This window comes from Ruegeria sp. AB8 (assembly GCF_056542605.1).
The window spans coordinates 1-595 of the sequence record NZ_JBQGAB010000124.1; the positions used below are offsets into that span (position 1 = coordinate 1).

The following is a 595-nucleotide window of genomic DNA, read 5'->3' on the forward strand; positions in this document are numbered from 1 at the left end:
CTGAAGAATGCCCTGCGGATCGGGCGGCAAGGAGAAATCAGAGATCGAACCACAGAAGGTCAACACTTTCGGATCGCAGGCCTCAATCTGCTGACCGCCATCATCATCTACTGGAATACCAGGCAACTTGGCATCGCGGTTGCGCAACGGAAAAACGCAGCGCTCGACACGCCAGAATACCTTCTCGCGCATGTCTCACCTCTCGGATGGGCGCATATTATTCTCACGGGAGAATATCGGTGGCGACAGATAAGGATCGAAAACGCTAAGACCAGATGAGTGTTTTGCGACGTGCGTGGTGCCCGTGTTTTTCTCGACGAACAGAAGAACGTTCGAAGGAGGAAATGCAAATGAACAAAACGCTTTATGTTGGCCTGGACATTCACAAAGATACAATTGCAGTCGCTGTTGCCGAAGACAGTCGCAGCGGTGAGATCAGATTTCACGGGATCGTCGTCAATTCGGCTGATGCGGTGCTACGTCTTACGAAGAGGCTTTCCAAGAACGGACACACTCCGTCTTTTTGCTATGAGGCTGGGCCGTGCGGCTATGGCTTGCACCGACACCTCACAAAGCTCGGGTTTGAATGCGCAGT

1 protein-coding gene and 1 pseudogene are annotated in these 595 nt (G+C 52.4%); both read left to right on the forward strand.

Going from position 1 to position 595, the window contains the following annotated elements:
* On the forward strand, nt 1–279 hold a 279-nt coding region (locus ACR0CG_RS24110; protein ID WP_480528051.1), incomplete at its 5' end, for a Tn3 family transposase.
* Nucleotides 280–350: 71 nt separating this feature from the next.
* Nucleotides 351–595: pseudogene (locus ACR0CG_RS24115) on the forward strand (IS110 family transposase); the annotation flags it as partial.